This window comes from Streptomyces sp. NPDC044002, from assembly GCF_056434525.1.
Genome location: NZ_JBWKEZ010000036.1, coordinates 24,653 through 46,179 on the forward strand (window position 1 = coordinate 24,653; position 21,527 = coordinate 46,179).

The following is a 21,527-nucleotide window of genomic DNA, read 5'->3' on the forward strand; positions in this document are numbered from 1 at the left end:
TGGGGCGCGCTTCTTTTCTAGCGCCTGAGTCGACGTGTCCACACCCTCCCCCCCCCCCCCCCCCCCCCCCCCCCCCCCCCCCCCCCCCCCGCCCGCGGATCGGCGTGGGCGGTCGCCCTACGGGCGCGGGCCCTGGGCGGCGGCGTTGAGGCGCTCTTCCAGGACGGTGTCGGCCCGGCGGCCGGCCGTACGGGGTGACTGGCCCGTCAGTACGTCGGTGAGCAGGGTCTTGACGGGGTTGGGCGCGGCCTCGACGGTGGGCCAGCGGGGGTCGACGGGGGTGGTGTGCCCGTTGGCCGCGGCCTGCGCCTGTACCCGGACCCCGGGGTGGTCGATCTTCTGGGCGAGGGCGAGCCGGTTGGGGAGCACCCCGTTCGCGGTCGCGAGGCGCTCCTGGGAGGCGGTTCCGGTCAGCCGGGCGACCCAGTCGGCGGCGAGCTCGGGCTGCCGGCCGCGCTGCGCGACGGCCAGGTGCGATCCGCCGAGGAAGACGCTGCCGGGGCGGTCGGACGTGGTTCCCGGGACGGGGAACATGCCCAGCTTGCCCCGCAGTTCGGGGTTGATGCGTTCGGCGTCGGCGAGTTCCCAGGGCAGGCCGATCATCTGGCCGGTCTGTCCCTTCGCCAGCACCTCGTACTGGAAGGGGTGGGCCTCGTCCTGGTCCTTGGGGGCCTGGGAGAACGACTGGAGCGCGCGGTAGTACCTCAGGGCTTCTGCGGCGGGGCGTGTGCTCAGGCCGCCCCGCCACCGCGTGCCGTCGTGCTCGGCGATCCGTCCGCCGCGGTCGTGGAGGAGTCCGGACAGCACGTACCAGTTCTGGCCCGGGAGGTGGATCGCCTGGAATCCGGGCTCCGCACGGTGGGCCCGTGCGAGGCGCCGGGTGGTGTGCAGCCATTCCTCCTGGTCGCGCGGCTGCGTGAGTCCGGCCTGCTCGAAGAGGTCCTTGCGGTAGATCACCACGCGGGAGGCGGCGTACAGCGGGATGCCGTACTGGCGCCCCTGCCAGTTCCCCGATTCGCGCAGGGAGGGGATCCACTCCTGCGCGCCGAGCCGGTCGGACTGGTCGGAGAGGTCCTTCAGCAGTCCCTTGGCGGCGAAGTACGGCGTGGTCGTGGTCCCGGTCTCCACGACGTCCGGTGCGTCGTCGGAGTTCAGGGCCGCTTCCAGCCGTTGGTCGATCCCCGGCCATCCCTGCATCCGCACGTTCACGGTGACGCCGGGGTGGGCCTGCTCGAACTCCCCGGTGAGCCGCTCCAGTTCCGGCTGGGGGACGGAGCCCCACATCAGCCAGACGGTGAGTTCCCGGGCCGGGGAGGATCCGCGGCCGGCGGCGTGGGCCGCGGTCGCCGGGCTCAGCAGGAGGAGGCAGGCGAGGAGGGCCGCGGCATGTCGCAGACGTCGTGGCACGTCGTTCCTCTCTTGGGTTCAGGCGGTCGGTTTGCGGGCTTGGAGCACGAGGTAGGTCGGCACGGCCCGGCGGGCGGTCCCGGTCCGCGGGTCGCGGAAGTTCTCCGGCCGGGGCCGGCCTTCGGACAGGGCGGTCAGCGGCAGCCCGGCCCCGGCGAGGGCCCCGACGTACGTCTCCAGGGTGCGGTGGACCTTGCGTACGGAGGCTCCGAGCCATTCGCAGTCGCGCGGGCCCTCGTCGAAGTAGCCGCGCACCCGCATCTCGGACGGCACCCCGTCGTGCCAGTCGCCGTCGTAGGCGCAGGTGACCACGGGGTGTTCGACCGAGATGACCAGGGTTCCGCCGGGGGTGAGGCAGCGGCGGACCTCGCCGAGCAGCGCGGGCAGGTCGTCGAGGTAGTGCACGACCATGCGGGCGGTGACGACGTCCCAGACGCCCGGTTCCGCGGACTTCCAGGTGGTGAGGTCGGCCTTCTCCAGCGTGCCCGGGTCCAGGCGGGTGGCCGCCAGGGCGAGCATCCGGGCGCTGCCGTCGACGCCGTGGTAGCGGCGGGCCCCGGCGGCGAGCGCGGACGCGCCGAACCGTCCGTCGCCGCAGCCGAGGTCCAGCACGGACCTGCCGCGCAGGTCCCCGGCGAACTCCGTGACGTAGGGCTCCTCCAGGGTGGCGTTCCCTTCGTCGGTGGCCGCCCGGGCTTCCTGGTAGCGGGGGAAGACCTGTTCGTCGTCGTAGAAGTCGGGGCCGTAGCCGTAGGTGCCGGTGGTCGTGGACACGCGTCCTCCGTGGCGGTGGGGTGGGGCGTCAGTGGGAGACGGGGTACACACGGCCGTCGTACGAGCCGGCGAGGAAGCGGCCCGTCCCGGTGTCGTAGGTGAGGGAGGAGATGCCGGCGGTCGTCACCCTGGTCGTGGTCCAGGTGCCGAGGGTCACGTCGTGGACGGCGACCAGGCCGTGGTAGGAGCCGGTGGCGACGAACCGCCCGTCGGGGGTCGCGGCGACGGACTTGATGGAGTGGTCGTGCGGGGTGGTGACGACGGTGGGTTCGAAGCCGCGCCACAGCCGCAGCTTGTAGTCGCGGCTGACGCTGGCGAAGTCGCCGTCGGGGAGGGCCGCGCAGCCGTTGGCGATGCGGTCGTGGGCCTCGTCGAGGTGGTGGAGTTCGGTGAGGGTCTCCACGGAGAACCAGGTGGCGCTGCCGTCGGCGCAGACGGAGAAGATCCGGTCGCCCGACACGGCGAGGCCCTTCACGGCGTTGCCGTGGAGCTGGAGGGTCGTCTCGTGCCGGAAGGTGCCGTCCGCGGCCACGGAGAAGACGATGCCCTCGCCCGTGTAGGCCCCGACGATCACGTGCGGGAGGCCGTCGCGTTCGAAGGCGGCGCCGCAGTTGAGGGGCGAGCGGTGCTGGTGGAGCACTTCGCCGGTCAGGGCGTCGAAGACCTTGCCCATCTGGCCGCCGGTGACGACGCGTCCGCCGACGGGGGTGAGGAAGTTGCACAGGCTGCCGGTCTCGCTGTGCGGGGTGCCGTCGGCCCAGAGCACTCCGGCGTCGCCGATGGTCAGGGTGCGGTCCGCGTCCACGAGCACCGCGTTGACGCAGGGGGTGCCTTCGATGCCGTCGAGGTTCCACTCCTGGGCCGCGATGCGGTAGGTGGCGTACGAGGACCCGAAGGTGGCGAAGGCCAGGGTGTCGCTGTCGAGGAAGGCGCAGGAGCGCGGCCAGACCTCGGGCGGGAGCGAGGACGTGGCCACCGGGGTGAGCGGGCCGGAGGTGTCCCACACGCGCAGGGTGCGGTCGTAGCTGAGGCTGACCAGCAGTTCCCGGTCGGCGTTGTAGACGAGCCGCTTGATGCCCGCCTCGTGTGCCGGGTGGGTGGTCGTGGCGCCGTCGGCGATGGCGATGATCTCGCCCTCGTCGTTGCCCGCGTAGATGGCGCCGGAGCGGGTGATGGCGACCGTGTCGGTCTCCACGCCGTCGAGGTCGATCTCGGCGAGCATGCCGCCCGTCTCCAGGGACCACCGCTTGATGGTGCCGTCGTCGCTGGAGGAGACCAGCTCGTCGCTCCCGCCCACCCACTCGACGGAGATGACGTCCGCCGTGTGGCCGGTGAAGGTGGCCCGGAGCGTGCCAGTGAAGTCGAAGACCCGTACGTGGTGGTCGCGTGAGGCGGTGGCGATCAGCTGCTCGGTGGGGTGGAAGACGGACATCTCGACGTCGTCCTTGTGGTCGGCGAGTACGGCGACCAGCCGGAGGTCGGGGACCGACCAGAGGCGGGCCGAGTAGTCGCTGGAGGAGCTGACCAGGTGGCGGCCGTCGGGGCTGAACGCGGTCTGGTTGCTCAGGTGGTCGTGGGTGGCGCGGGCGATGGCCTGCTTGGCCGCGGCGTCCCAGAGGATCAGCTGGTTGTCGTAGCCGGCGGTGGCGACGTACCGGGTGCCGTGGGCGGCGACGCCGCTGATGGGGCCGTAGTGGCGGATCACGTGAGTGTCTCCCTCGGTGTGCGGGGTGGTGGGGGTGGGGGTGGAGGTGGAGGTGGAGGTGGAGGTGGAGGTGGAGGTGGATGGATGCGTGCGTATGTGGGCGGGGCGGGGCAGTGCGGTGCCGGGGCTCTGCGGGCGCCGGTGCGTCAGGCCTCGGCGGGCTGCGGGCTCGGGCTGCCGAGCCGGTGGGGTGCCAGGCCGCCGGTGAACCGGTAGCCGAGGCCGCCCAGGGCCACGAGAGCCGCGAGCAGCACCCACAGGAGCGCGGCCTGCCGCTCGATGAGCGCGCCGACGAGTGCGGGCCCGGTCGTCGCGGACACCGTCCAGGTGAGGTTGAACAGGGACAGGAACCGGCCGCGGGCCCCTGGCGGGGCGAGGGTCGCGGAGAGCGCGACGATGGCCGGAGTGGCGGTCATCTGCCCGGTGGTGAAGAGGAGCACGGCGCCCAGTACGAGGGCGATCGGGACCCCTCCGCCGGTGAGCGGGACGAGGGCGAGCAGGCCCACGGCGGCGAGGACCAGCACCGCCGCCCAGGAGATCACGCGGCTGCGGGCGAAGGTGCCGAGCCGGGCGGTGAGGGTGGACTGCGCGGCGACGATGAGGAGGGCGTTCACGGTGAGCGCGGTCGACGGCAGCCAGGCCGGCAGGTCCTGCACCTCCACGAGGTAGACCGGGAGGATGAGGGTGGGGATCAGCCAGCCGAAGGCCAGCGCGGTCTGGGAGGCGAGGACGCAGAGCAGGATCCGGTCGGCGAAGACGGCCCGCCAGCCGGATCGGCCCGGTGCCGGCTGCGGATCGGGCGTCTTCGCCCGGTCCGGTCCCGCTGCCACTGCCGCTCCTGGTCTCGCTGCCGCTTCCGGCCCCGGAGGGTCCGCCGGCTTCGGCGGCCGGACGGGCTTCCAGAACAGCAGGGCGGTCAGCACGCTGGTGGAGGCGTTGACGACGACGATCAGCAGGGCGGCGCCGGACCAGCCACTGGCCAGCAGCAGCCCGCCGGCGACCCCTCCGACGGCCACGCTGGCGTTCTTGCCCGCCGCCGTGAACGCGTACCAGCGGTCGAGCTCGGCACCCTCGGCGAGGTCGGCGACGAAGGCGGGCCAGGCCGCCCAGTACATGCGGTCCGCGCAGAGGACCACGAGCATGCTCGCCACCAGGGCGGGGAGCGAGTCGACCAGGAGGTAGCAGAGGAACCCGGCGGCGGCGAGCAGGTTGTTGGAGATCAGCGACACCCTGGGGCCCCACCGGTCGACGGCCATGCCCGCGATCGGGGTCAGCGGGATGGACAGCAGCGTCGCCACGCTCGTCCCGAGTCCGACCTGTGCGACCGTCAGGTCGGTGGTCATCAGGAAGAACAGGAAGGACAGCGGGGTGAACATGCCCGCGCCGAAGGTGTCCAGCGCGGTCGCCGCCACGATCCGGCCCTGACCCGTCAGGTCGGGAACCCCCAGGGCGCGGCGCCACCGCGCGGACGCGGCCGGAGCCTCCGGGGCCGGCCGGCTCACGCCGGTGCCCCCTCCGTCAGGGCGATCCGGTGGCCCGCGTGCAGGACCTTGGCCTCGATGTAGCGCCGGTTGCCGGCGCCGAGGAACACCCCGGTGCTCACCGAGTCGCGCACCTCGACCCCGGAGGCCGCCAGCTGGGCGGCCTTGTCGGGGTTGTTGGTGAGGAGGCGGATGGCGTCGACGCCGAGAGCACGGAGCATCTGCGCCGCCACCCGGTAGTCGCGCTCGTCGTCGGCGAAGCTCAGCCGGCGGTTCGCCTCGAAGGTGTCGAGACCCTGGTCCTGGAGCACGTACGCGTCCAGCTTGTTGTAGAGGCCGATGCCCCGGCCCTCCTGCCGGAGGTACAGCAGGACGCCTCCCTCGGCCAACCGGTCGGTGGCCTCCTGGAGCTGGGGTCCGCAGTCACAGCGGGCCGAGCCGAACACGTCGCCGGTGAGGCACTCCGAGTGCAGGCGTACCAGCGGCACGGGGGCGATCTCCTCGCCGAAGACGAGCGCGAGGTGTTCGCGACCGTCGATCAGGCCGGAGAACGTGACCATGCGGGCCGTGACGGTACGTCCGCCCGCCTCGATCGGTACGGGGACCTCCGCGCGGATCTCGCTGCGGGGGATGTCGCTGCGGGGGCTGTCGTTGCGGGGGCTGTCGTTGCGGGGGCTGTCGTTGCGGGGGCTGTCGTTGCGGGGGCTGTCGTTGCGGGGGCTGTCGTTGCGGGGGCTGTCGTTGTCGGGGCTTTCGTCTACGGAAGAGGCCGTGGCCATCGGTGTTCAACACCCTTCTCACGGTTCGTGCCGTGTGGTTCGTGGGGGCATGCTCGACCGGGCCGCGCCGCAGGCGTGCTGGCGGGGCCGGGTACCGGAGGGCTGGTTTCGGGGGCGGTGCGGTCGTTCTCAGGTGGACAGGGCGAGTTCGGGGTGGCGCCAGATGTGCCGGCCCGCGGGCAGCCCGGCCAGCCGCTCCTTCGGGAGGGCGGGCAGCGGCCCGTGGACCCGGCGGTCGTCCCGTCCGGCCTCGAAGGCCTGCTCGGCGAGGCCCGTGAGGCGGGCCACCCGTTGTGCGATCCACAGCCGGTGGTCGGGGCTGTCGGCCGTGCCGCCGAGGATCCAGCTGCGCAGGGCGACGCGGACCAGGGCGGGGGACGGGAGGAGCTCGGTGGGCGGGGTGTGCAGGCCCAGCAGGTGGGCGCCGTGCCAGATCTCCTCGCACAGCCACGACAGCTCGTCGGGTACGCGCAGTTCCGACAGAGCGGCGCGGGCTCGTGTCCACCGCTCGTGCGCGCGCTCGGCGGCGGGCGTGCCGCGCAGGTACGCCCCGCGGGACAGGAACAGCGGCTCGCCGTCCGCGCCGTCCGCGCCGTCCGGTGCGGTGAGGACCACGTGGGCGTGTCCGTGCGGGCGGTGGACGAGTACCCGCGGGGGTTCCGGCAGGGTGCCGGCGGTGCCCGGCTGCCCGGCCGCCGCGTCGTGGACGTCGTGGACGTCGTGGACGTCGTGGACGTCGTGGACGTCGTGGACGTCGTGGACGTCGTGGACGTCGTCCGCGAAGCAGGCCGAATGCCGGGGGCCGAAGCGGTCGTTGCCCATGATGCTGGCCGATCCGACGTGCTCCACCAGGTGCGGGACCGAGATCAGCACCCTGCGGCCGCGCGCCGCCAGCTCGCGGGCCACCACCACGTCGTCGGGTTCCGGAAGGGCGTCCTCCGCTGGCACCGCCGACAGCAGCGCCGCCACGTCGTTCCGGGGCAGCAGCAGTGCCAGGGTGGGGACCCACTCCCCCGGTACGGCGGGCACCCAGGAGGCGCCCTGGAGGGCGGCGGCCCGGGTCGCGGCCCCGTTCCACGAGTTCCAGTTGGCGTAGAAGGCGAGCGGCGCGTCCGGGTGCTCCGCGACGGCCGCCTCCACGCGCCGGACGAAGTCCCGGCACGGCTCGACGTCGTCCTGGAGCACGAGGTGGTGGGTGGCTCCGGTACCGATCCGGGACCAGGCCGCACGGGCGGTGCGCAAGGTGGTCGGCGGCCCGTTCGGATCCGGGTCGACGGCGATCTCGGCCCGCCAGGGCCGCAGGGCGTCCGCGAGCCGGCGGGCCTCCTCCAGACGGCGGGGATGGGCCATGACCGCGGCGCTGATCACGGGCGCGAGGCCGGTGCCGGTGCCGGTGCTCAACGGGAGACCCCCTGCCCGGTTCCCGGGGCGGCACTCGGCGTGGGATCCGCGGCTGCGGCGCCGGGTGCGGGGTCGCCGGGTACGGCGTCGGCCGTGTCACGGACGCTGTGCCAGCCCCGGTCACCCCGTGCCCATTCCCACACGGCGCGGTAGACGGCCACGGCGCCGACCAGGTGCCAGGGCACGACGAGGGCCCAGGCCAGGCCGTCGACCCGGTCGCGGTACTCGGGACTGCGCCGGGCACCCAGGACGCAGGCCACGTCCGCCGCCACCACCACGGCCACCGCCTTGCGCGCCGGGGGAGATACGACCGCGGCCGCGAGGAGGGCCGGCATCGCGGCCCTGGCTGCCATGCTGCCCACCGTGACCGCCCCCAGCAGGCGTCCGCGCGGGGAGAGTTCGGGCCAGGTGACCGCCACGGCCCGCAGCTGCCCCCGGGCCCACCGGGCGCGCTGGCGCAGGGCCGCTCCCGTACGGTCGGTCGAGCTGACCCGGGACGGCCGGCGCAGGAAGCCGGTGGTGGCGCCCTGACTCATGAGCCGCAGGGACCAGTGGTAGGACTCCTCGACGTCGTCCGAGCGGATCGGGCGCACCCCGTCCCAGGTGGCGCTCCAGGCGTAGACCGAGCTTCCCGCGACGACGTGCACTCCGGCGGCACGGGCCAGTCCCCGTACGGAGGCGTGCCAGACCGTGTCCTCGGCGGTCTTCACGCGCGAGGTCAGCCGCGGGCCCGGCTCGCCGACCTCCTCGGCCTGGACGAGCGCGTAGCCGTGTTCCAGGGCCCACACGGCTTCCGCCGGCTGGCCGGGATCGGGCACGACGTCGGCGTCGATTATGGCGACGATCTCGCCCTCGGCGTACGGGAAGGCGTGGTTCAGGGCGGCGCCCTTGGGCCGCATGCCCGGCAGGCGCAGGATCCGCCAGTCCAGTTCGGGCCGGCCGGCGGCGGCCCGGGCGTCCTCGGCCTGCTCGGCCTCCCGTGCGTGCTCCGGGCCGTCGGCGACGAGCCACAGCACCTGGAGCAGCTCCGGGGGGTAGTCCAGCGCGGCCACGGCCTGCGCCGAGCGGGCGAGCGTCGCCCGGGTCTCGCGGTGGAACGGCATCAGGAGGGTGAGCCGGCGGGTGGGCTGCCAGTCACGGGGCGGCGGCGGGGCGGCGTATGAGCGTAACGGCCAGGTGGGAACCAGGATGTCGGTCATCGGAGCCTCGACGCGGAAAGCAGCGTGGCTAAATGCTTGCAGTTCTTCCTTCTTGACCGAAACATGGCGACTCCTCCGTGAATGACTGTCAGGTTCCAGCTGTAGGTTGGTCCGACGGTGCACCGGAGCGCATCCGGTGGAAGGTTCCGCAGAGGGCGGACACTCGGTTCGAGATCGGCCGTCGAGACCGGTTGGCTCCAAGATCGACGGCACGCATTGGACTGTACCAATCGCCCGGCGTCTGGCCAACCCTGTTCTTCGGGGCGTGCGTTCGCCCCGATCTGCCCCGTCTTCCGCCCCGTCTTCCGCCCCCTCGTCAGCCCTTTCGTGCGCCCTCTCGTGCGCACCCCCGCACCAGCTCCGAGGAGCTCTTCCATGCCCCGTCCTTACGTCCTGCTCTCGGCCGCCGTCTCCCTGGACGGCTGCCTCGACACCCCTCCCGGGGAACCGCGGCTGCTGCTCTCCAACGAGGAGGACTTCGACCGCGTCGACTCCGTACGCGCCTCGTGCGACGCGATCCTGCTCGGAGCCGGCACGCTGCGCGCCGACGATCCCCGGGTCCGGGTGGGCTCCACCGCCCGACGCGCTGCCCGCGTCGGCGCCGGACTCCCCCCGCACCCCGCGAAGGCCACCGTCACACGCAGTGGCGACCTCGACCCGGAGCTTCGCTTCTGGCACCACGGAGGCGCCAAGTTCGTGTACGCGGTGGGCCGCGCCGCCCGGGACAGGGCCGTGGCGGCCCTCGGCGGGCTGGCGACGGTCCACCAGGTGGCGGAGGAGGAGGTATGGCCGCAGGTCCTCGAGCACCTGCACGGCCTCGGCGTGCGCCGGCTGATGGTCGAGGGCGGCGGCCGGATCCACACCCAGTTCCTGCGTCAGGAACTGGCGGACGAGCTCCAGCTCGTCGTCGCCCCGGTCGTCGTGGGCCGGCCGGACGCACCCCGGATGTTCGGGCCCGGGAACTATCCGGGCGGCCCCGAGCACCGGCTGGCGCTCGCCGGTACGCGGAGGATCGGTGACGTGACCCTGTTGCGCTACGCCACCCACCGCCGTCCGGGAGCGGAGGTGCAGGCCACCGCAGCCGACGCGGCCTGGCTCGGGGAGGCCTGCGCGCTCGCGGCGGCCTGCCCGCCCTCCACCACGGCCTTCTCCGTCGGGGCGATCGTCGTCGGCGCCGACGGCCGCGAGCTCGCGCGGGGCCACTCCCGCGAAGGGGGCGACGCGCGCGTGCACGCGGAGCAGGCCGCTCTCGCCAAGGTGGGCGGGAACCCCGGTCTGGCCGGAGCCACCGTCTACAGCAGTCTGGAGCCCTGCGGCCGGCGCGCCTCGCACCCGCACCCCTGCGCGGAGCTGATCGCCGAGGCCGGGATCCGGCGCGTGGTCACGGCATGGCGGGAGCCCGACACGTTCGTACCGGGCGCGAACGGCACCGAGAGGCTCCGGGCGCGGGGCATCACGGTGGTGGAGGTGCCGGAGTACGCGGAGGCGGGCCGGGCGCCCAATGCGCACCTGTCACCCGGAAAGTGACGGAGGGACGGGTCCGGGGCGTCTCCCAGCGGCCGCCTCGCGGCCCGGATGCGGATGGCCGCCGCGGTGGTCAGGGCGCGGTGGGGATGTAGGGCGCTGCCGCGACCTGGGCCATCGTCCGGAGTTCCGTGAAGTAGGAGGCGCAGTACTCCTCGTTGAGCAGAGGAACGATCTTGTCGAGGGCGGCGATGCAGCCCCAGAGGCAGGCGATGCCGCTCTCGTCGAGTCCGCCCTTCAGCTCCCTCTGCACGAGGCCGGCGACGTCGGCGTCCAGGAGGACCAGATCCACGCCGTCGAAGTCCACGCCGCGGAAGCCGTCGGGGAACAGGGCGCGCAGGTGGTCCTCCCACAGTCGGGCGAGTCCGCCTTCGGGCTGCGCTCCGGCCACGCCGGCGGCTGCCGCCTCTGCCGCGGACGGTGGGCGAAGGAGCATGCCGACGGCGTCGAAGACCGCACGCACCAGGGCGACGGCCCGGATCGGGTGGAGGGCGGCGCTTGACTCGGCGCCCTGCGTGAGCTTGTGGCGCAGCAGCCGGCTGCGGTCGAGTTCGGCGGCGAGTCCGGCGGTGATGAGCCCTGCGTCGGCGGCCCGCGCAATAAGCACGTGGAGCGGTTCGTTGGCGGCCAGACGCTCGGCAAGGACGTGCTCCAGGGCGAACAGGGAATGCGTGACGGCGACGGTGGCGAACTCGTACCGGTAGTAGGAGTGCCGGATGAGCTCGCGGGAGGTTTCCAACGCGCTCATGACGTACATCGACGCGTCGCCGGGCAGAACCAGCTCGACAACCAGGGCGTGCATGTCCGCGTAGTCGAGAACGAGGTCGCGGGCGCGCGGGTCCCGTACCGGCAGGAGGAGCGGTTCGGGCGGCGGTGGCAGGGTGTTCACCGGTGCAGTCTTGTCGCCGGAAGCCTGTCGGTGCCATCGGATTTGCCCGGGGCGGTTGGTGACCAACGGAGCCGGTCCGGCGAATGCCAGAGCCGGCGCCGCGGCCTGGAGACCGCGCGCGCCGGCACCGGGGATTCGAGGACAGCCCGCGGCTTCCCTACTTCTCGACCGTGTAGCGCAGTTGCGCGAAGCCGCCGCCGAGGTCGGCGACCGCGTCCAGGCGCAGTGCGACGTCATCCGGCAACTCGCCGAAGAGCCGGTGGCCGGCCCCGATCAGGACCGGGGCGACGCTGATGATGAACCGGTCGACACGGCCGGCGCGGATGAAGCTCTGTACGAGCCGTCCTCCATCGGGATACACGTGCTTGACGCCGCGCTGGTCGAGGTCGGCGACGAGGGTGTCCAAGTCGCGGTAGACGGTGATGCGCGGGTCGGCGTCCTCGGGGAGGGTGGTGCTGAGGACGCCCACGTGACGGTCGCCGTAGGGCCAGTTCTCCTCGCCGAAGCCGATGACCTTGTCGTAGGTGTTGCGGCCCATGATCACCGCGTCCACCGAGTCGAGGAACTCGAAGAAGCCCAGGTCGCCGGCCTTCTCGCCGCGCGAGGTCAGCCACTCGATGTCGTCGTCGGGGCGGGCGATGTAGCCGTCCAGGCTGGTGCCTATGAAGACGGTGGCGGTAAAGGTCATGAGGTCCTCCCGAACAGGTGGTCGAGGTCGTCGTGGAGCAGATCGGCGGGATCGCCTTCGCCCGTGAGGGCCCACCGGAGCAGGGAGCCGTCAGTGGTGATCTTGACGGCGCGGGCGAGGCGTGCCACGTCGGTGCCGGAGGGGAGCTCGCCTCCGGCGACGGCGTCGGCGAGCAGCTCTCTCAGCACCGCGTCGACCGCCTCGGTGTGCGCGGCGGCATGGACGCGGAACTCGGCGTCGGACAGGTCGAGCTGGAGCATGCCGAGGTGATTGGCCATCTCCTCGGGGGTGGACATGTGCCGTGCGAACTCGTCGGCGGCGGCATGCAGCGCCGCCAGGGGGGAGTCGCAGGCGGCCTGCGCCCTGCGGTACGGCGCGGCGGCGTCCGCGGCAGCGTCCGCGGCGAACGCCAGCAGCAGACCCCGCTTGGAACCGAAGCGCTGCAACAGAGTCGCTGGAGAGACCCCCGCCTCGGCGCCGACATGCGCCAGGGTGAGCCTGCCGGGGCCGTGCGCGCCGATGGCGCGCCCAGTGGCGGCAAGGATCTCGGCGTCGCTGGTGGCACGTGGTCGCGGCATGGGCGCCTCCTCTCAAGATCGACTGTAGCACGTTAATAAATGGTGAGTCATTTATTAACGTGCGGAGCAGGAGGCGCGGAGAGCGGTGTCCGCAGCCGAGTGGCGCGGGACCCTTCGAGCACCAAGACGGACCGCGGCATGCCCGGCCGCGCAGGCACGCGCCGGTCGCGGACACGGACAGACCTCGACGGACGGCGGCCGCGCCCTGGCCAAGGGCCAGCGGGACGTGCCTCATCACAGGCGGTGCTGCTGATCGTCCAGCACCGTGCCGACCTCGGCCGGCAAGGCGCGCAACGACTGCTCTTCGTGGACGGCCCACCGGAGATCAGGCCACGGACCGACGGTGTCGTGCCAGCGGCCAGGGAGACCACGAGGACCAGGACCGCGGCCCCGGTCAGCGGCACCGATGCGCTCCACCACGCAGCGACAGGAGCGCGGCGCAGCGGGCGGCGACCTCCGCGTCGCCGAGCCCCCCGGATCGCGGGGGGGGCTCGGCCGCAGGGGCGGGGGCGGCCGTCGGCGAGACCGCCTTCCTTCAGGGGGCTTCAGGACCTTGCTCCGGGGACCGCAGGACTTCCGATCGGGTACGGGCAGCGGGACCGCTCCCTAGGCTGATCTGCGGGTTCAGCCCTGGACCCCGGGGACCGGACCGGACGCGCGTCCGGCGGCTGGAACGCGTCCCGTCCGGTGGTGGATACGCCGGAATCCAAACCGTTCACTTCGGTGCCCTCCGGCGTGCCCGAAGCGGTCCCGGGACCCGTCGCCGGGACGCACCTCGGCGTACGGCCCGTCCGCCGTCGTGCAGTGAGGCCTGCTCGCAGCGCGGCAATCGCCTGTACCGACGAATGGAGAAGCCCGGTGCGTGAAGTTTTCCCTGTGCTCCCGGCCGGAGCCTCCGGCGTGGAGACAGCGGAGACGGGGAGGGTCCCAGTGGGGCAGCGCCGTCGCACGGCGGTGTCGGGCGACGCTCCCGCCTTCGAGGACGTTCCGGCTCCCGCGGAATGCGGCTGCCCCGGATGCACGGAAGCCGTCCGTCCCGGGCGACACCAGGATGTCCGCGGTCCGGTGGCCGTCCGGGCCGTACTCGTGACGGCTGTTGCGGGCTGCACCCTGGCGGGCGGTTCCGCCAGCGCCGTCGCGGCTGAGCCCGGGCCCTCCGTTCCGCCCCCGCCCCCGCCCACACGGGCGTCGGCGTCGGCCACTCCGCCCGCGCCCGCGTCGGGCAACGCCACCGAGGACGCGGAAGCAGGCAACTGGCAGGGGACGCCCGGCCCGCTCTTCGGCGCACAGACCCTGCGGGCCGCACAGGACCTGCGGCTGACCCGGGATCAGATCATCGACCGCGCCAAGGGCGGGGTGGACGCCCAGGTGCCATATGACATGAACCGCTACTGGTCCGACGGCTACCGCCAGGACTGCTCCGGGCTCGTGTCCATGGCCTGGGGACTCAAGGACAACCAGTGGACGGGGAGCCTGGCCGCGTACGGCACGCGGATCGACAGGAGTAAGCCTCCGCCAACTTGAAGTCGCAGGTCAAAGGGCTGGCGTGACCGGTGTTCGGGGTGCTCATGCTGTCGTGGACGGAAGTCCGCGGAGTAGATCGTCCGTCAGCGGTCGGCTCGTCGGTTTCTGCGCGCTGTGGCCAGTCTTCCTTCTACGATCTAGTGCATGCTGGAGTCCGAGCTGCTGGAACGGATCACCGCGCGGCGCGCGGAACTGGATCTGGTCCGCCTACTGACTCAGGGAAGCCGCGCGGTGTCAGCTGTACGTGGATCGGTGTGCCCGTTGTCAGAGGCTGCTGACAGCATCGCCGTTATGAACGGCATCCGTACCACCCCGCCGCGCCCGCTCGACGTCACCGCGGTCTTTCCTCAACTGGCCCCGCTGGCACGGCCGGCGATCCGGTTGCATCCCCGCCCCGGGTCGCCGTCGCCGCACGGCAGTTCGGTCGGCGGGCCGCTGCTGTGGCCCGCCGACGAGCCGTGGCCGCACTGCGACGCGTCACACGACCAGATAGACGACCTGTACGAGGCCTACGGCGTGAACGCCGCCGAGGACTACGAATGGCAGGACGGTCCGAACCCTATGGCGCCCTTGGCCCAGCTGTACATGCGCGATGTGCCCCTGCTGCGACCGCCCGGACAGGCCGACCTGCTCCAGGTGCTGTGGTGTCCCTTCGAACACGAGCCGGACTACAAGCCTCCGACCGTACTGTTCTGGCGATCCTCCGCCGAGGTCACCGACATCCTCGCTGCCCCGCCCGGCCCCTTCGCGGTGGAGTACGACGGCTACATACCGCGGCCGTGCGTGCTCGCGCCGGAGCAGATCACCGAGTACCCCGACCCCATGGATCTGAGTAAGGAGCTACAGCAGCAGCTGGGGGACTGGAGTAACTGGCAGGCAGCCGGATCCGCCGTGGACAGCTCCTGGGCCCCCTACCCGGATTCGTTCTACGGGAGCCAGCTGTCCGTCGCCCCGGGATGGAAGGTCGGCGGCTGGCCCCGGTGGGGCCTCACCGATCCGATCGCCCGCTTCTGCACCGCTTGTGGCGCCAAGATGACCCCGTTGCTGACCATCGCCTCGCGCGAATGGGACAGCAGCAACAAGGATTGGGTCCCGTACGAGGATCAAGCGCTCGGCTCCCTCGACGACTCTTGTTTGGCAAACCCGCCCAAGGTCCAGGTTTCCAGGACTAACCGCCTGCAGCTCTACGTCTGCCCGGAATCCCCGGATCACCCGCACACGTCTCTGATCCAGTGAGCTATTGCTGAAGTCCTCCGCGACGCCACGTACACCACAGGAATGGTGGGTGGGATTCGCCAACGCAGCACCGCGAAGCCTGTAAAAGCCTCGACATAGGGATCGACACGGCGATCGTCTCTTCAGCCAGCAGCCTTATTCAACGACCAGATGATCCAAACGGCGGGCCCTAACAGCCATGACCCCCGCCTACTTGAAGTTGCAGGTCAAAGGGCTGGTCTGACCGGTGCTCATGCTGGTCGTGGGCGGAAGTCTGCGGAGTGGATCGTCCGTCAGCGGTTGACTTCGAGGTTCGTCAGGACGAGCAGGGCACGCAGGAGCTGGGTGGCGCGGGCGGGGTCGGTGCGGAGTTTGGTGAGGGTCCGCCAGTTCTTGAGGTGGGCGAAGCCGTGTTCGACCGGTTCACGTACGACGGCGAGGACGCGGTTGGCGGTCTTCTGGCCGGGTGTGAGCTTGTGGGTGCGGCTGGCGTGGAAGCCGGTGACGATCACGGGGTCGCGTACGTCGTTGTCCAGGCCACAGAAGCCTAGGTCCGCGCGAGCGCCGAGGCCGACGGCGCGCAGGTGGGCCAGGATGTGGTCGTGGCGGGCGGCGGTGTTGTCGTGGGTGCGGCCGGGACGGGCGGCGGATGTCCAGATCAGCCGGCCCTTCTCGTCGGTCAGGGCGAGGAAGTGCAGGCCGTGATGGTGGTGTTTGCCGGAGTAGTTCCGCCGGTCGGCCCTTCCGGTGCGGCGCTGGGTGCGGATGAGGGTCCCGTCGATCAGAACCACCTCTCCGCCCTGTTTCGCGACCTTCTTCAGGGCGCGGTCCAGGCGTGGTGCCTGCGCGGCGAGCAGGGCGATCAGCTCGTCGCGCCAGCGGCGGACGGTGGACTCGGACACGTTGTTGCCGCCGGCCATGTCGGCCAGACGCTGGTCGTGACGGAGCACGGCCAGGACGATCACCGCGATCCTCCCAGCCGGCAGGATCCGTCACCTGGACCGTATCGCCTTCAGACGGCATCGCAGCAGATCGGCGAGGTGGTTGACGGTGTGCGTGGACAGCAGCAGACGGCACTGGTAGACAAGCGGGCAGGTATCCTCGGCGCGTTCTTTGGTACTCGTCACACAGTTCCAACGGCCGCCGGGGGCACCCTAGTCACGCCCCCGACGCACCGTTCCGGGTGTCGCCATGCCTGGTCACAGGCGGGTGGTGAACCGGCCGTCGGGCAGTCTCCGCTGCCAGCGGCGGTCGGCCAGCCTGATCAGCTTCCCGCGTAGCGGTTCCAGCTTGCCCCGCACGCTGATGTCTACCTTCAGTACTTCGCCGACCTGGCGGGCCATGACGGGTCCGGCGGCCTGCCGCACGGCGGCCAGGATGCGCTGGTACTCCGTCGGGAGCGTGACCTCCTCCACGCCCGGTGCGCGTTGCGGGATCAGCATCACCGCCTGCCCGCCCACCTGCCCGGCCGCCGTCGGCACTGCCGAGGCGCGCTCGTTGCCGAGCTGCTCGCTCACCCGTTCAAGGACTCGTTCGGCGACGGCAAGCTCGTCTCGCTCGGCCCGCACCCCTGCCAGCTGCTTGGCCAGCTGTTCTTCGAGTTCGTCCAGTTCCGCGCGCCGCGCGGTGATCCGTTCCAGCAGCTCGGGATCCAGCATGCACCAGATCGTAGAAGGCAGCCTGGCCACAGCGCGCAGAAACCGACGAGCCGACCGCTGACGGACGATCTACTCCGCAGACTTCCGCCCACGACCAGCATGAGCGCCCCGAGGACCGGTCACACCAGGCCTTTGACCTGCGACTTCAGGTTGGCAAAGGCTCAGTGAGCTCCAGCCCGGGCACATCCTACTCTTCCACAACGCGGCACGGCCCGTCGCAGGTTCCCACGTGGTCATCTTCGGCGGCTGGGCGAACGCGGCCCGGAGCCGCTACATCGCCTACGAGCAGACCAGGCCGCACGCCGTCAAGCGCACGACGCCCTATGCCTACTGGAGCAACTCCTCCCAGTACAAGGCCTACCGCTACAAGAACCTCGCCACGGACCCCGGTCGTCCGCCCCAGGACCCCGGCAGGTTCCCGGGTGCGGACAAGTTCGGACCCGGGGCGAACAACCAACACGTCACCGAGCTGGGCCGGATGCTGTCCGGGCGCGGCGCGGGCGCCTATTACGGATCCGGTCCAGGCCCCCGCTGGTCGGAGGCGGACCGCAGGGCCACCCAGGCCTTCCAGCAGGCCCAGGGCTGGACCGGAGCAGACGCCGACGGCATACCCGGCACGACCACATGGGACTACCTGGTCAACGGCAAGGGCGAGAACGTCCGGCCCCCTTCGGACGGCGGCAGGCCCGGACACGAGGACGACGGGCGAGCGGCATTCCCCGGAGCCGGGCACTTCCGCCCCGGTCAGGTCAACGGCCACGTCCTGCGGCTCGGGCGCCAACTGGTACGGCGGGGCTTCGGCCGGCAGTACGCGATCGGTCCGGGCACCTCATGGGGCGAGGCGGACCGGCGCAACGTCGCCGAGTTCCAGCGCGCCCAGGGCTGGAGCGGCGCCGATGCCGATGGCTACCCGGGGGAGCACACCTGGCGCCTCCTGTTCGACTGACGCTCCCCGCAGCCGCCGGCCAGAACCGGACGGGAACCGAGCTCTCCGGGACACCGGTCAGGGCTCGTCGTCAACCGCGCCGGGGGCCAGGGCCGGGGAGGGAAGGCAGTAGCGTGCCTCACCGCCGGACCACCACATGCCGATGGCGAGGACCGCGGCCGCTTCCAGCAGGCCCGCTCGGGACAGTCCGCCGCAGGGCAGCGGGGAGCAGCCCATCGACGTGATCAGCTCTTCTGTCAAGGCCTCCGCGGCGGGGGTTCCGGCACAGAAGGGCACCGCCAGGGGTGCGCCCTCGAAAACGGGTCGCGGCAGCGTCCAGATGCTCTCGTGGCAGATGCCGAACACCTTGGCGACCGCCGCATCCGGCGCGGCGGCCGCTATGCGCGCGGCGACCGAGTCCGTGCCTCCGGCAGTTGTCAGGACGGGCCCGTCCGGGCCGGACACCATGGGCACGGTGCAGTCGAGCACGGTCCGGCCGGCCAGGACGGGGGCGAGTTCCCGGGCCAGCCCGGGTGCACTGTCCACTGGTACGGCCATCAGGACCGCCTCGCCCCAGGCAGCCGCCTCGGCCAGGCTGCCGCCGGCAGAGCCGATCCGGGCCGCGGTCGTGGCTGCGGCTTCCGCGTTCCGCCCGCCCACCAGGACTTGGTGTCCGGCTCGTACCCATGCACCGCCCAGGGCCGTGGCCATCGATCCCGTTCCGAGAATGCCGATACGCATGCTGGTCCCCTCCGTGTTTGCATCGTGGGATGTCATGCTCCGGACGCTAGACGCGCCGATGCACACCCGGTGGTGTGCATCGGGCGGGCAGGATGGACGCATGGGAGAGCATGAGGAACTGGCGGGGGACGGATTCGCGGCGGACTGCCGGGCCCGGGTCGCCTTCGAGGTACTGGCGAACCGATGGGACAGCGTGGTGGTGTTCATCCTCGGCGAGGGCGGCCCGATGCGCCCGCGCGCCCTGCTGGACCGGATCGGCGGGATCAGCCCCAAGGTGCTCAACGACGCGCTGCGGCGCCTGGAGTACAACGGGCTGGTGGAGCGCCGCCGCTACGCCGAGGCACCCCCGCGCGTCGACTACACCCTCACCGACGCCGGCACGGCCCTGCTTGTCCCCATCCGCGCGATGGGCACCTGGGCCGCCCGCTACGCGGACACCGTCCTGGCCGCCCAGGACCGCGCCGGTCTTCGCTGAAACCGCCTGGTCGTCCCCTGCTGCCCGTGCCGGGGTTCACGGCCCGCTGGGTCAGGTGATCAAGGTTCCGGAGTACTGGATGAGCCGTTCGCAGTCCCGGGCATGGCACGTCCCGGCCGTCTGACCTCCGTCACCGGACGGTACCGGCAACGGAGGTCAGCACCATCCCGGCCTGACAGCAGCCTCTTACGAGCAGTTGGTGACGGTCCCGCCGGGGAGGGGGAGGACGCTGCAGGTGTTGGTGCCTGCTCCGCCGTTGGCGGTGCCTCTGGCGCCGATGACGATGACGGTGCCGTTGAGGCCGGCGGCGATCCCTTCGAGGGTGTCGTCGCCGTCGCCGCCGCTGACGATGGCGGTGTCGCCCAGGATGGGGCCGATCTCGGCCGCGCGGATGGTGTCGTTGCCGGCCTGGCCTTCCACGCGTGCGGTTCCGGCGATGGCCTGGGCGGCGACGGCGGCGGCGGTGGTAACGGTGTCGTCGCCGCTGCCGCCTCGGACCGTGCCCCCGGCTCCGACGTCACCGGTGGTGACGACGTCGTCCCCGCCGGCGCCGTCGACGGTGCCCAGAACGCTGATCGCCGTGCCGAATACGACGCCGGGCACGAGGATGGTGTCGTTGCCGCTCGTCCCGGTGAGGGTCTGGCCCGCCGGGATGCCGCTGAGGCAGACGATCAGGTCGCCGCCCGCCTCCGCCTTGTGGGGTGCGGGTGCAGCCGGCGGGGCCAGGACGAGGCCGACGGCCAGGATCGCCAGCGCGGAGAGGGCGGTGGGGAGGGTGAGACGTGCAGCCACGAGTGGTTCCTCCACAGTTTCGGCCCCCGATGGCCTGAGCACCGGGCGCGGGAATGCAGCGGACGGGCCGGATGGTCCGGATAGCCGTGAGGGCAGGGAGCAGGCTAAGCAGCACGCCCGAACACCAGCCCGCACCACGCCTCGGGGGAGAACCTGTTTGGTCCAGCAACCTGAAAGACGGTCAGTCGTTCGGCAGGCGGTGATCCCGCCACCGCCCGCCCCGCCGAGGTGTCCGATCAGCGCCGCTCAGCGCCTCGCTCGGCGTAGCCAGCCCAGTGCCCCGCGGGGCTCGGGCAGCTTCGCCGGGCCGTCGGCGTCCCGGCCGCTGCTGTGGGGGTGCACGTCCTTCAGACGCGCGTCCCAGGGGCCGTCCGCCGCGGACAGATAGACGAGGAGCGGACCTTCGGGCAGGGGCAAGGTCTCCCTGCGCGCGCCGATCTCGCTGACGACGGACCTTCCGGGCTCCGGAAGCGTGGTGGGGTCGGTGTGCCCCGCCAGTCTGTAGACGTGGCCGATGAAATTGCTGTCGCCCTTGTAGTGGAAGGTGACGTCGGCCGTACCTCCGGTGTGCAGCAGGACGTCGGGGCCCCAGCTCTCCAGCCGGTGCTTCGACAGGCGTCGGGCCTCCGCCAGCGGCAGGATCCGTACCTGCCAGGAGCCGCTCGCCTCCAGCCGCAGGCGCAGCCGCCCGTGCTCGGGGGTGGAGGTGATCACCCGTCCCCGGAAGTCCTTCTCCGTGGTGCTGACGAGATAACGCCCCTTGGCGTTGGACTCGTCGAGGGGCCACAGACCCGTGTAACCGTCGCCCTTCAGGGTCAGTTCGACCATCACGGGGCCGTGCGGGAGATCCTTCACGGTGATCACGTCGTTGTCCCGGCCGCTGACGGTGCGCGGCTTGAAGACGGGCCCGCACGTCCAGGCCGACGGGTCGGGCTTCGGCGCGGGCGGGGAGGACGCCGTCAGGGGCGCCTGCGCCTGGCCCGGTGCCTCGGCTCTGGCCTGCCTCTGGGTCAGGGCCAGGGCCCGGATCTGCTCCGGGGTCATGTCCAGGATCTGGTCCCGGGTGAGGCGCAGGCCCTGAGCCGGGGCGGGCGGGGCGGCGAGCGGGGCCTGGGCCTCGGCCGGGGCGGCAGGCGGGGCCTCGGCCGGGGCGGCCAGGGCAGCAGGCGGGGCGGGCGTCGGGATCCGTTCCAGGACCTCCTGCGGCTCCTCGCCCACGTCCACCCCGTGGTCCACCGCAAGGCCCGTCAGCCCGTCCACGTACCCCTGGCCGACCGCGCGGAACTTCCAGCCGCCGGACCGGCGGTACAGCTCCGCGAGGACCATCGCCGTCTCGCCGCCCGCGTCGGTCACCTCGTACCCCACGACCGTCGCGCCGTCCGGCCCGAAGACCTCCACGGACAGCCCGCGCACGTCCCGCAGCGCGCCCTCCTCCGTCGACGCGACGACGAGGACGCGGGTGATCTCCTCCTCGACCGAGGTGAGGCCCGTTTCCAGCCACACCGTGCCGTCCTCGCCTGCGGACAGCCGTACCGCGCCCGACGGGTGCGCCGGAGCGCCGTCGAACACGATGTCGGCGTCCCCCCGGACCCTGCCCTGTTCCGTCACCAGCAGCGCCGCGACGTCGACGCCGTTCCGGACGGCGACGCGCAGTGCCACCGTCGGGACGAAGGCGTTGTCTCCCTTGATCAATCCCCTCAGCATGACCGGATCTTGCGCACGGCGGGGGGACATGCGCAAGGCCCCGGGTGCGGACACCCGGGGTCTTGCGA

20 protein-coding genes are annotated in these 21,527 nt (G+C 72.1%); 5 read left to right on the forward strand and 15 right to left on the reverse strand.

Features of this window, described 5'->3' with window-relative positions:
• Positions 1-117: 117 nt before the first annotated feature.
• From AC07A6_RS24900 to AC07A6_RS24930, 7 genes are all read right to left on the reverse strand, one after another.
• Entirely contained in the window at positions 118-1,407 is a 1,290-nt protein-coding gene (locus AC07A6_RS24900; RefSeq protein WP_362457011.1) for an extracellular solute-binding protein, read from the reverse strand.
• 18 nt (positions 1,408-1,425) lie between these two features.
• Positions 1,426-2,181, reverse strand: coding sequence for a class I SAM-dependent DNA methyltransferase (locus AC07A6_RS24905; protein ID WP_478778565.1), 756 nt, complete (start codon positions 2,179-2,181; stop codon positions 1,426-1,428).
• Between the two features lie 28 nt (positions 2,182-2,209).
• Positions 2,210-3,886 carry a WD40 repeat domain-containing protein gene (locus AC07A6_RS24910; RefSeq protein WP_478778566.1) on the reverse strand — a complete coding sequence of 559 codons (1,677 nt, stop codon included), beginning with the start codon at positions 3,884-3,886 and terminating at the stop codon, positions 2,210-2,212.
• A 146-nt stretch (positions 3,887-4,032) separates the two neighbouring features.
• On the reverse strand, positions 4,033-5,388 hold the full coding sequence (locus AC07A6_RS24915) for an MFS transporter (RefSeq protein WP_478778567.1): 1,356 nt from the start codon (positions 5,386-5,388) through the stop codon (positions 4,033-4,035).
• Positions 5,385-6,146 carry a GTP cyclohydrolase II gene (locus tag AC07A6_RS24920; protein ID WP_478778568.1) on the reverse strand — a complete coding sequence of 254 codons (762 nt, stop codon included), beginning with the start codon at positions 6,144-6,146 and terminating at the stop codon, positions 5,385-5,387. The genes AC07A6_RS24915 and AC07A6_RS24920 overlap by 4 nt, the downstream gene beginning before the upstream one ends.
• A 129-nt stretch (positions 6,147-6,275) precedes the next feature.
• On the reverse strand, positions 6,276-7,547 hold the full coding sequence (locus AC07A6_RS24925) for a hypothetical protein (protein ID WP_478778569.1): 1,272 nt from the start codon (positions 7,545-7,547) through the stop codon (positions 6,276-6,278).
• Positions 7,544-8,746: a glycosyltransferase family 2 protein gene (locus AC07A6_RS24930; RefSeq protein WP_478778570.1), complete on the reverse strand. Its 1,203-nt coding sequence runs from the start codon at positions 8,744-8,746 to the stop codon at positions 7,544-7,546. Before AC07A6_RS24930 ends, AC07A6_RS24925 begins: the two co-directional genes overlap by 4 nt.
• 375 nt (positions 8,747-9,121) lie before the next feature.
• Here AC07A6_RS24930 and AC07A6_RS24935 point away from each other — a divergent pair, with 375 nt between their 5' ends.
• A complete protein-coding gene (locus AC07A6_RS24935; protein WP_478778571.1) occupies positions 9,122-10,273 on the forward strand; it encodes a dihydrofolate reductase family protein in 1,152 nt (383 codons plus the stop codon).
• A 70-nt stretch (positions 10,274-10,343) separates the two neighbouring features.
• On the opposite strand, the gene AC07A6_RS24940 is transcribed toward AC07A6_RS24935, so the two are convergent.
• The 3 genes from AC07A6_RS24940 to AC07A6_RS24950 all read right to left on the reverse strand — a co-directional run bounded on the left by AC07A6_RS24940 (position 10,344) and on the right by AC07A6_RS24950 (position 12,425).
• Positions 10,344-11,159 carry a hypothetical protein gene (locus AC07A6_RS24940; protein WP_478778572.1) on the reverse strand — a complete coding sequence of 272 codons (816 nt, stop codon included), beginning with the start codon at positions 11,157-11,159 and terminating at the stop codon, positions 10,344-10,346.
• 157 nt (positions 11,160-11,316) lie between these two features.
• Complete coding sequence (locus tag AC07A6_RS24945) at positions 11,317-11,847, reverse strand: dihydrofolate reductase family protein (RefSeq protein WP_478778573.1); 531 nt, start codon at positions 11,845-11,847, stop codon at positions 11,317-11,319.
• Positions 11,844-12,425, reverse strand: a complete 582-nt coding sequence (locus AC07A6_RS24950) for a TetR/AcrR family transcriptional regulator (RefSeq protein ID WP_478778574.1) — start codon at positions 12,423-12,425, stop codon at positions 11,844-11,846. The genes AC07A6_RS24945 and AC07A6_RS24950 overlap by 4 nt, the downstream gene beginning before the upstream one ends.
• Positions 12,426-13,490: 1,065 nt before the next feature.
• Between AC07A6_RS24950 and AC07A6_RS24955 the strand changes: the two genes are divergently transcribed.
• Entirely contained in the window at positions 13,491-13,949 is a 459-nt protein-coding gene (locus tag AC07A6_RS24955) for a hypothetical protein (RefSeq protein WP_478778575.1), read from the forward strand.
• Between the two features lie 291 nt (positions 13,950-14,240).
• A complete protein-coding gene (locus tag AC07A6_RS24960; protein WP_478778614.1) occupies positions 14,241-15,185 on the forward strand; it encodes a YwqG family protein in 945 nt (314 codons plus the stop codon).
• A 272-nt stretch (positions 15,186-15,457) separates the two neighbouring features.
• On the opposite strand, the gene AC07A6_RS24965 is transcribed toward AC07A6_RS24960, so the two are convergent.
• The gene (locus AC07A6_RS24965) at positions 15,458-16,129 is read right to left on the reverse strand and encodes a transposase family protein (protein ID WP_478778576.1); all 672 of its coding nucleotides are present in this window, start codon (positions 16,127-16,129) and stop codon (positions 15,458-15,460) included.
• 234 nt (positions 16,130-16,363) lie between these two features.
• A complete protein-coding gene (locus AC07A6_RS24970; RefSeq protein WP_478778577.1) occupies positions 16,364-16,822 on the reverse strand; it encodes a hypothetical protein in 459 nt (152 codons plus the stop codon).
• A 229-nt stretch (positions 16,823-17,051) separates the two neighbouring features.
• On the opposite strand from AC07A6_RS24970, the gene AC07A6_RS24975 reads away from it, so the two are divergent.
• A complete protein-coding gene (locus AC07A6_RS24975; protein ID WP_478778578.1) occupies positions 17,052-17,768 on the forward strand; it encodes a peptidoglycan-binding protein in 717 nt (238 codons plus the stop codon).
• Positions 17,769-17,825: 57 nt separating this feature from the next.
• Here AC07A6_RS24975 and AC07A6_RS24980 read toward each other — a convergent pair whose 3' ends face one another.
• Positions 17,826-18,695: an NADPH-dependent F420 reductase gene (locus tag AC07A6_RS24980; protein WP_478778579.1), complete on the reverse strand. Its 870-nt coding sequence runs from the start codon at positions 18,693-18,695 to the stop codon at positions 17,826-17,828.
• On the opposite strand from AC07A6_RS24980, the gene AC07A6_RS24985 reads away from it, so the two are divergent.
• Positions 18,589-18,963 (forward strand): winged helix-turn-helix transcriptional regulator, encoded by a 375-nt coding sequence (locus AC07A6_RS24985; protein ID WP_362457048.1) that lies wholly within the window; start codon positions 18,589-18,591, stop codon positions 18,961-18,963. The two genes, AC07A6_RS24980 and AC07A6_RS24985, sit on opposite strands and share 107 nt — an antisense overlap.
• A 186-nt stretch (positions 18,964-19,149) precedes the next feature.
• On the opposite strand, the gene AC07A6_RS24990 is transcribed toward AC07A6_RS24985, so the two are convergent.
• A complete protein-coding gene (locus AC07A6_RS24990; protein ID WP_478778580.1) occupies positions 19,150-19,755 on the reverse strand; it encodes a hypothetical protein in 606 nt (201 codons plus the stop codon).
• A 246-nt stretch (positions 19,756-20,001) separates the two neighbouring features.
• On the reverse strand, positions 20,002-21,459 hold the full coding sequence (locus AC07A6_RS24995) for a TerD family protein (protein ID WP_478778581.1): 1,458 nt from the start codon (positions 21,457-21,459) through the stop codon (positions 20,002-20,004).
• Between the last annotated feature and the right edge of the window lie 68 nt (positions 21,460-21,527).

Bases quoted from the DNA above. Each gene is read 5' to 3' on its own strand.
- AC07A6_RS24970 (WP_478778577.1), bottom strand. From the start codon at position 16,822: ATGCTGGATCCCGAGCTGCTGGAACGGATCACCGCGCGGCGCGCGGAA.
- AC07A6_RS24950 (WP_478778574.1), bottom strand. From the start codon at position 12,425: ATGCCGCGACCACGTGCCACCAGCGACGCCGAGATCCTTGCCGCCACT.
- AC07A6_RS24995 (WP_478778581.1), bottom strand. From the start codon at position 21,459: ATGCTGAGGGGATTGATCAAGGGAGACAACGCCTTCGTCCCGACGGTG.
- AC07A6_RS24930 (WP_478778570.1), bottom strand. From the start codon at position 8,746: ATGACCGACATCCTGGTTCCCACCTGGCCGTTACGCTCATACGCCGCC.
- AC07A6_RS24945 (WP_478778573.1), bottom strand. From the start codon at position 11,847: ATGACCTTTACCGCCACCGTCTTCATAGGCACCAGCCTGGACGGCTAC.
- AC07A6_RS24980 (WP_478778579.1), bottom strand. From the start codon at position 18,695: ATGAACACCACCACGCTGTCCCATCGGTTCGCCAGTACCTCGAAGGCG.
- AC07A6_RS24920 (WP_478778568.1), bottom strand. From the start codon at position 6,146: ATGGCCACGGCCTCTTCCGTAGACGAAAGCCCCGACAACGACAGCCCC.
- AC07A6_RS24960 (WP_478778614.1), top strand. From the start codon at position 14,241: ATGAACGGCATCCGTACCACCCCGCCGCGCCCGCTCGACGTCACCGCG.
- AC07A6_RS24985 (WP_362457048.1), top strand. From the start codon at position 18,589: ATGGGAGAGCATGAGGAACTGGCGGGGGACGGATTCGCGGCGGACTGC.
- AC07A6_RS24935 (WP_478778571.1), top strand. From the start codon at position 9,122: ATGCCCCGTCCTTACGTCCTGCTCTCGGCCGCCGTCTCCCTGGACGGC.